The sequence below is a fragment of the Flavobacterium resistens genome (assembly GCF_900182645.1).
Lineage (GTDB): Bacteria > Bacteroidota > Bacteroidia > Flavobacteriales > Flavobacteriaceae > Flavobacterium > Flavobacterium resistens.
Window position 1 is genome coordinate 493,774 of sequence record NZ_FXTA01000004.1, and the last position, 7,262, is coordinate 501,035.

The following is a 7,262-nucleotide window of genomic DNA, read 5'->3' on the forward strand; positions in this document are numbered from 1 at the left end:
ATGTTGAAGTATAGTAAAGTCTTTGGTTTGGTTGCTTTTGTTTTTTTGTTTGCCATGTGCAACCAAAAAAGCAAGAATGAATCAGAAGAAACAATTTTAAAAGGATCACTTGATGTTACAGTTGATGAAACAATAAAACCAATTGTTGATGATCAGGTTGCTGTTTTCGAAGGAACTTACTATGATGCCAAAATCAATGTGAAACCTAAATCTGAGGTTGAGCTTATCAATGATTTGCTTAATAAAAAAGCTAAAGTTGTAGTAACTGCTCGTAATTTGACAGCGGAAGAATTGAAAAGATTTGAAAAAAGTAAAATTAATCCTAGAGTTACGCCGTTTGCTATAGATGCAATAGCTTTAATTTCAAATAAAAGCAATAATGACACATTAATTGCGTTGAAGTCTGTGATAGATTTTATGCAAGGAAAAAAAGATACCGGAATTAAAGGGCTTGTTTTTGATAATCCAAACTCTAGTACAGTTCGTTATATGAAGGATTTGGCCAAGATGAAAGATATTCCAGCAACTGGAGTGTTTTCTTTTAAAACCAATGATGAAGTGATTAAATTCGTTTCTGAAAACGAAGGAATGATTGGGGTAGTTGGTGTTAATTGGTTGTCTCAGCCTTCAGCAAATATGACTCAATATATAGAAAAAGTCAATATTTTGGGCGTGAAAGGTGTAAACGGCAATCAATATTACTATCCAAGCCAAAATGACCTTGCCGAAGAGAAGTATCCTTTGGCACGTGATTTGTTTATTATAAATTGTCAGGGTTATACAGGATTAGGAATGGGCTTCTCGTCATTTATGGCAGGAGAAATTGGTCAAAGAATTATATTGAAATCTAGTTTGATGCCAGTGAAAACACCGGGAAGAAAACTTAATATTAGAACCCAAATTTTAAAAGATAAAGAATAAATTAATTACTACAAAGATGAATAAATTTAAAATTTTTAGTCTTGCCTTAGTTGCTACAGCTTCTGTTGCAAACGCGCAAGACATCAAAGAAGCTAAAAAAGCAATTGATGCTGAGCAGTTTCAAAAGGCAAAATCTTTGCTAAAGTCAATCATCAAAGCAAAGCCTTCAGATGGTGAAGCTAATTTTGTTTTAGGTAATATCTATTTAAACCAAAGCGTTATCGATTCTGCTAAAATTTATTACCTAAATGGTATTGAAGCAGCTGATAAAAAAAATCTGAATTATATTGGATTAGGTCAAATTGATCTTGATAACAAAAATACCGCTGCTGCTCAAGCTAATTTTGGTTTGGCAACTAAAGATATGAAGCGTAAAGATGTTGATGAATATATCTACATCGGTAAAGCTTACATCAATTCAAACAATCCTGATTACAATAGTGCAATCACTAGTTTGAAACGTGCTTTAGCAATTGAACCACAAAATCCAACAGCTTTGCTTACAATTGGTGATGCTTATTACGGAGCAAATAATCAAAATGATGCTTACAAAGCTTACCGTGATGCTTTTACTGCTGATCCAACGCTTTTGAGAGCTAAAATGCAATTAGGTGTTTTGTTGAAAGGTGCTAAATCATATGATGAAGCTATTAAAGCATTCAATGAAGTTATTACTATTAATGCTGGTTATGGTCCTGTTTACAGAGAATTAGCTGAAACGTATTACAAATGGGCTAGAAATAAGCCTTCTACAGCTAAAACTAATTTGCAGAATGCAATTACAAATTACGAGAAATATTTAAGTTTAACAGATTACTCTTTAGATTCAAAAATGCGTCATGCAGATTTCTTGATCTTGGTAAAAGATTACAAAAGTCTAGAAACTGTTGCAAACAAAATGATTGCTGAGGACAAAGTTAATCCTAGAATTTACAGATATTTAGGATATTCTGCTTATGAGAATGGAAACATCGATGTTGCTCTTAAATCATTAGAGGATTATGTAAAAGTTCCTAACAATAAAGTAATTGCTAAAGATTATTTATACTTAGGATTTGCGAAAATTAAAAAAGGTACTGCTGCTGATGGTACAATTGAAGCTTCTGCGTTTGAAGCTGGTTTGACTGATATCAAAAAAGCCGTTGCTATGGAACCATTAGCTGTTGAGGATCTTGGTGATTTTGGTAAAGAATTGTTTGGTAAAAAACAATACAATCAAGCTGCTGCTATTTATGAGTTAAGCACAACTAATACAGAGCAAAAAAACTACTTAAACGATAATGTTTATTTAGGTATTTCACTTTATTATGCTAATGCTAACAAACCTGCTGGGACTGCTGATGCTGCTGCTTTGACTAAAGCTGATGCTGCTTTTGACAGAGTTCTTGTGGCTTCTCCTACTTATGATGAGGCTTACTTATACAAAGGAAGAATCAATAACTTATTGGAAAAAGATGATTTAATTATCAAAAACTACGAAGAGTATGTTGCAAAAACAACTGCTAAAGGTGCTGAAGAATTAGCAAAACCTGCGACAGTAAAAAAAATAGTTGAGTCTTACAATAGTATTGGTGCAGCTTATGCTAATACAGACAAAGCTAAAGCAGTTGAATATTTCAATAAATCTTTAGTTTTAGATCCTGCTAATAAATATGCAGCTGATTCTGTAAAAGCTTTAAAATAATAAATTAGTTTCTAACTTATTATAAAACCGACAGTTCAATGAGCTGTCGGTTTTTTTGTTCCGTTAAGAAATGACTATCTTTGCACTTTAAAATTGAATAATGTTATCAAAAGAAATACAATTAGAAGTTAATAAAGGAGCTATGTTGCCTCTGATGGAAGAATTTTATACCATTCAGGGAGAAGGTTATCATACAGGGACAGCGGCGTATTTTATTAGAATTGGAGGATGTGATGTTGGTTGTCATTGGTGCGATGTGAAAGAAAGCTGGAATGCAGAACTTCATCCGCCAACAAGTATTGATTTAATTGTGAAAAATGCTTCAACTTATGCAGATACTGTAGTAATAACTGGTGGGGAGCCTTTAACATGGGATATGACTTTGCTTACGCAGCAATTAAAAAATGAAAATTTAAAAGTTCATATTGAAACATCTGGAGCATATCCTTTAAGTGGAACTTGGGATTGGATTTGCCTTTCACCAAAGAAGAACAAATTGCCAACTCAAACGGTTTATGATAATGCTGATGAATTAAAAGTGATTATCTACAACAAACACGATTTTATTTTTGCAGAAGAACAAGCCGAACTTGTTAATGACAATGCAATTCTGTTTCTTCAGCCAGAATGGAGTAAAAAAGAAGAAATGACTCCGCTGATTGTTGATTATGTAATGAATAATCCAAAATGGCGTGTTTCTCTACAGACGCATAAATATTTGAATATACCGTAAAAAAAATCTCTTCAATTGAAGAGATTTTTTTATTGCCAGTTTTTATATTTTTTTAAAGTCGTAATGTGCGCCAAATGGTGGTTTCCATGCCAGGCATACATTCCTATAATTTTCTTTAGTTTGTTTTCTGAGTTATCTGCTGGATGTATAAACGTCTTTTCTAAATCAGATTCTGATAAGTTTTTCATGATATAGCCTAGTCTGAAATGAAGCCCTTTTAATAAATCTAAGGTTGGCTGAATCGGCATTGTTAAATTATCATTTAGTTCAGACCATAAAACTTCATCATAAGCTTTAATCACGGGATTGTTTTCAGTTAATGCCCATTTGATTCTAACATAACAATGCATGTGACTTTCAGCGCAATGATGGATAACTTGTCTCACGGTCCATCCATCGGGACGATAAGGCGTATCCAATTGCTCATTGGTCAAATGAATGGTTTCTTTTGCTAATTTTTCAGGGAAAGCTTCAATTTCTTTAATTCTTTCAGAATGATATTCTGGCGAATAATGTTCTGGAGCAATAAATTTTCCAATAGGATATTTTAAATTTTCAAGATCAAATTCTTTCATTGTGTATGTTTAAATGTTAAATAGAAAGTTTGGCTAAATAATCATAATGTTCGCCCTCTAAAATAAGTTCACATTTTAATCCATTAGCAATTGCTGCGTTTTGTAGTGTGTTGTAATCTAGATAAAGCCAGTCAAACGATTCTTCTTTTTCTCCTTTGTAAGAAATTGTAAAAGTTAGTTCTCCATAATAATCATTGCTTGACGGAATCCATTTTCCGCCATCTTCATCCTCATCAAACATATATATAATATCTGAACTGTCAATTAAAATTTGACCTCCAGGATTTAATAACGATTTAAGTTTTGATAAATATTGATTGCAGTTTTCTAATTTTCCAAAAATTCCGGTACCATTCATTAATAGAAGAATGGTGTCGAATTTTTCTTCTTGAAAATCAAGAATGTTTTGAACTTTTGGTTTTTTTACTCCTCTTAATTTACAAGTTTCGATTGCTTTTTCTGAAATATCAATCGAGGTGACATCTAAATTACGATCATTTTGTAATGAAAGACTATGACTTCCTGCTCCGCACCCCACATCTAAAATTTTGCCGAAAGATAACTGAAGTGCTTTTTGTTCTAATTTCGGCATTTCATTATAAGACCGAAATAAATACGCAACACTCATTTCGTCTTCTTCAGAAATTGAGGTCTCGGTAATAATATCTTCAGGTGAATTATTGGTTTGGAAATCGTACATCGCTTTCCCAAATAGATCTTTCATCGTAATTTAGTTCAAAGATTAAGGTTTCAAGTTCAAAGTTGTTTAATTTTGCAGAATCAACTTTAAATTTTAAACTTGAAGCAAATTTTAAATAACTTAAATAAGTTAGCCAAAGATAAGCATATCGAAAACAAAAAGTATTTTGATAAGCTTAAAAAGAAACAGCCTAAAAATTTAGATTATATAATGCAGGATTTGCATGACGCCGAATTCAAAAAAACGGATTGTCTGCAATGCGCCAATTGTTGTAAAACTACAGGGCCGTTATTTACCTTGGCTGATATTGAAAGAATCGCGAAATCGTTTAGGCAAAAACCACAGCAATTTATTGATCAGTATTTACGAATTGATGAAGATAAAGATTATGTTTTAAAAAGTGTTCCGTGTACTTTCTTGGATAGTGAAAATTATTGTATGATATATGACGTGCGTCCAAAGGCATGTCGCGAATTCCCACATACTGATCGTAAAAAGTTTCATCAAATTTCAGATCTGACATTAAAAAATGTAGCAATATGCCCTGCTGCATATAATATTGTTGAAGAAATGAAAAAGAAAATGCCTTTATAAGGAATCTGAAAAAATCGTAATTGTTTTTTCTGACAATTCAATTCTGATTTTTTAAACGTATTTTTGACTTAAATAAATTAAGCGGTAAGTATCATCATATAACATCATTAAATTGAATTTAGAATATTTTATAGCCAAAAGACTTATTACTGCAAAGGATTATAAAAGCAGTATTTCGGCGCCAATCATAAAAATTGCTATTTCGGCAATTGCAATTGGTATTATTATGATGCTGGTTTCCGTAGCAACCGGAATTGGACTGCAGCAAAAAATCAGAGATAAAATCTCTGCTTTCAATGGTCAGGTTATTATATCGAATTTTGATAACAATAATTCTGAAGTTACTTTAGTTCCAATTTCAAAAAAACAAGATTTTTATCCTAATTTCAAATCCGTTCCAGAGGTAAGTCATGTCCAGGCAATTGCTACAAAAGCAGGAATCATTAGAACTGCAAACGCATTCGAAGGAATAGTTTTTAAAGGAGTAGGTGCTGATTACGATTGGAGCAATATAAAAGAATATCTTGTAGAGGGAAATTTGCCAGATTTTACAAAATCACTCAATGAAGAAGTTATTATTTCCAGATATCTTGCTGACCGACTCAATTTAAAATTAGGAGATAGTTTTAATACTTTTTTTATAAAAGAAGAACAAGGGAAAGTGCCAAATAGCCGCCGATTTAAAATTGTAGGTATTTTTAGTTCGGGATTTCAGGATTTTGACGCTACTTTTATAATAGGTGACATTCGTCATATCCAGAGAATCAACAAATGGAATCCTGATCAAATAGGTGCTTTCGAAGTTTTTGTAAAAGATTTTACAAAAATAAAGCAAACCGGCAATCAAATTTACGAGCAAACCCCCTCGGGCTTGGATACTAAAACTATAATTGAAAAGTACAGTTATATTTTTGATTGGTTGCAACTTTTTGATTTTAATATAGTAGTAATTCTTGGTGTTATGATCTTGGTTGCAACTATAAATATGGTAGTAGCATTGCTGGTTCTTATTTTAGAGCGTACACAAATGATTGGTATTTTAAAATCTCTTGGCGCAAATAATTGGACAGTCAGAAAAATATTTCTATATAACGCTTTCTATCTAATAATACGAGGTCTGTTTTGGGGTAATCTTATAGGTATTTCAATCTTGTTAATTCAGCAGCAGTTCGGAGTTGTTCATCTTAATCCAGAAAATTATTATGTAAACCAAGCTCCAGTATATTTAAATTGGGGTTATGTAATAGCATTAAATTTACTTACAGTGATAATTTGTTTTATGGTCTTGCTGATTCCGTCTTATATAATAACGAGAATATCTCCAGTCAAAGCAATTCGTTTTGATTGATATTTAAATATTTTCATTTCAAACCCGACAGTTTTTGAAAACCTGTCGGGTTTGTTTTTTTTCTATACATATATGTATATAGAAAGCTATACTATATATAAGAGTAAAAAAAAACTGAATTTTGGATTGTATATAAGGAGCTATTTCCCGCTATCCGCTCCAATCTTTTGCTTTTTAAAGAAAAAAGCAAAAGGATTTCCGCTACTATCGGGGCTATGGGAGCTGTTTTGAGGAGAAATCCAGAGTGAGAAGGGAAGATTGCGTGTAAAAGGAGGGGCTGAAAGGAAGAAAGCTCGGGACTTTTGCGCCTTTCCGGAATCAAAACGGCCAAATGTTCGACTTCAAAAGGTTGTTTTCTTGTCAAAGAAGTGTACGAAAGACTAAAAAATCAATAAAACGGAAAGCAGAAAAGCCCCGGAAACAATCAAAACCGCACCTTGATTCAGAAAAAGGCTACAGATGAGTAAAATTTTTTGGATTGTAAAGAATCCGTTATCAGCGAGTTAAGAAATAATCCAAAAAAAGATGAAAAAAACACATCGAAAAAGCTTGTATAACTGAATAAAGGTTCTACTTTTGCACCCGCAACAACGAGAGACGTTCACTGAAATGCTGACAAGAATACGGAATCATGATGAAAAAATATTTTCAAAAAAAGATTTCGAAAAGCTTGTGAGATTTGAAAATGCTTTTTACATTTGCACCCC

General features: G+C 32.5%; 7 protein-coding genes. 5 read left to right on the plus strand and 2 right to left on the minus strand.

What is annotated here, in order from left to right:
- The 3 genes from FN795_RS16835 (at position 1) to FN795_RS16845 (ending at position 3,338) form a co-directional block, all read left to right on the plus strand.
- Positions 1-921 carry a PstS family phosphate ABC transporter substrate-binding protein gene (locus FN795_RS16835; protein ID WP_142451722.1) on the plus strand — a complete coding sequence of 307 codons (921 nt, stop codon included), beginning with the start codon at positions 1-3 and terminating at the stop codon, positions 919-921.
- A gap of 16 nt (positions 922-937) precedes the next feature.
- Positions 938-2,605, plus strand: coding sequence for a tetratricopeptide repeat protein (locus FN795_RS16840; protein WP_142451723.1), 1,668 nt, complete (start codon positions 938-940; stop codon positions 2,603-2,605).
- Positions 2,606-2,705: 100 nt separating this feature from the next.
- Positions 2,706-3,338 carry a 7-carboxy-7-deazaguanine synthase QueE gene (locus FN795_RS16845; protein ID WP_142451724.1) on the plus strand — a complete coding sequence of 211 codons (633 nt, stop codon included), beginning with the start codon at positions 2,706-2,708 and terminating at the stop codon, positions 3,336-3,338.
- 29 nt (positions 3,339-3,367) lie between these two features.
- Here the strand turns inward: FN795_RS16845 and FN795_RS16850 are convergent, their stop codons facing one another.
- Both FN795_RS16850 and FN795_RS16855 read right to left on the minus strand, forming a co-directional pair.
- Positions 3,368-3,913, minus strand: a complete 546-nt coding sequence (locus tag FN795_RS16850) for a YfiT family bacillithiol transferase (protein ID WP_142451725.1) — start codon at positions 3,911-3,913, stop codon at positions 3,368-3,370.
- 16 nt (positions 3,914-3,929) lie between these two features.
- Positions 3,930-4,637 carry a class I SAM-dependent methyltransferase gene (locus tag FN795_RS16855; protein WP_142451726.1) on the minus strand — a complete coding sequence of 236 codons (708 nt, stop codon included), beginning with the start codon at positions 4,635-4,637 and terminating at the stop codon, positions 3,930-3,932.
- Positions 4,638-4,712: 75 nt separating this feature from the next.
- Here FN795_RS16855 and FN795_RS16860 point away from each other — a divergent pair, with 75 nt between their 5' ends.
- Together FN795_RS16860 and FN795_RS16865 are read left to right on the plus strand one after the other, a co-directional pair.
- The gene (locus tag FN795_RS16860; protein WP_035653470.1) at positions 4,713-5,207 is read left to right on the plus strand and encodes a YkgJ family cysteine cluster protein; all 495 of its coding nucleotides are present in this window, start codon (positions 4,713-4,715) and stop codon (positions 5,205-5,207) included.
- 112 nt (positions 5,208-5,319) lie between these two features.
- Positions 5,320-6,555, plus strand: coding sequence for an ABC transporter permease (locus FN795_RS16865; RefSeq protein WP_142451727.1), 1,236 nt, complete (start codon positions 5,320-5,322; stop codon positions 6,553-6,555).
- Positions 6,556-7,262 lie beyond the last annotated feature (707 nt).

What these genes read in the sequence shown, in the direction of transcription:
- FN795_RS16840 (WP_142451723.1), top strand. Translation starts at nt 938, where the DNA reads ATGAATAAATTTAAAATTTTTAGTCTTGCCTTAGTTGCTACAGCTTCT.
- FN795_RS16855 (WP_142451726.1), bottom strand. Translation starts at nt 4,637, where the DNA reads ATGAAAGATCTATTTGGGAAAGCGATGTACGATTTCCAAACCAATAAT.
- FN795_RS16850 (WP_142451725.1), bottom strand. Translation starts at nt 3,913, where the DNA reads ATGAAAGAATTTGATCTTGAAAATTTAAAATATCCTATTGGAAAATTT.
- FN795_RS16835 (WP_142451722.1), top strand. Translation starts at nt 1, where the DNA reads ATGTTGAAGTATAGTAAAGTCTTTGGTTTGGTTGCTTTTGTTTTTTTG.
- FN795_RS16845 (WP_142451724.1), top strand. Translation starts at nt 2,706, where the DNA reads ATGTTATCAAAAGAAATACAATTAGAAGTTAATAAAGGAGCTATGTTG.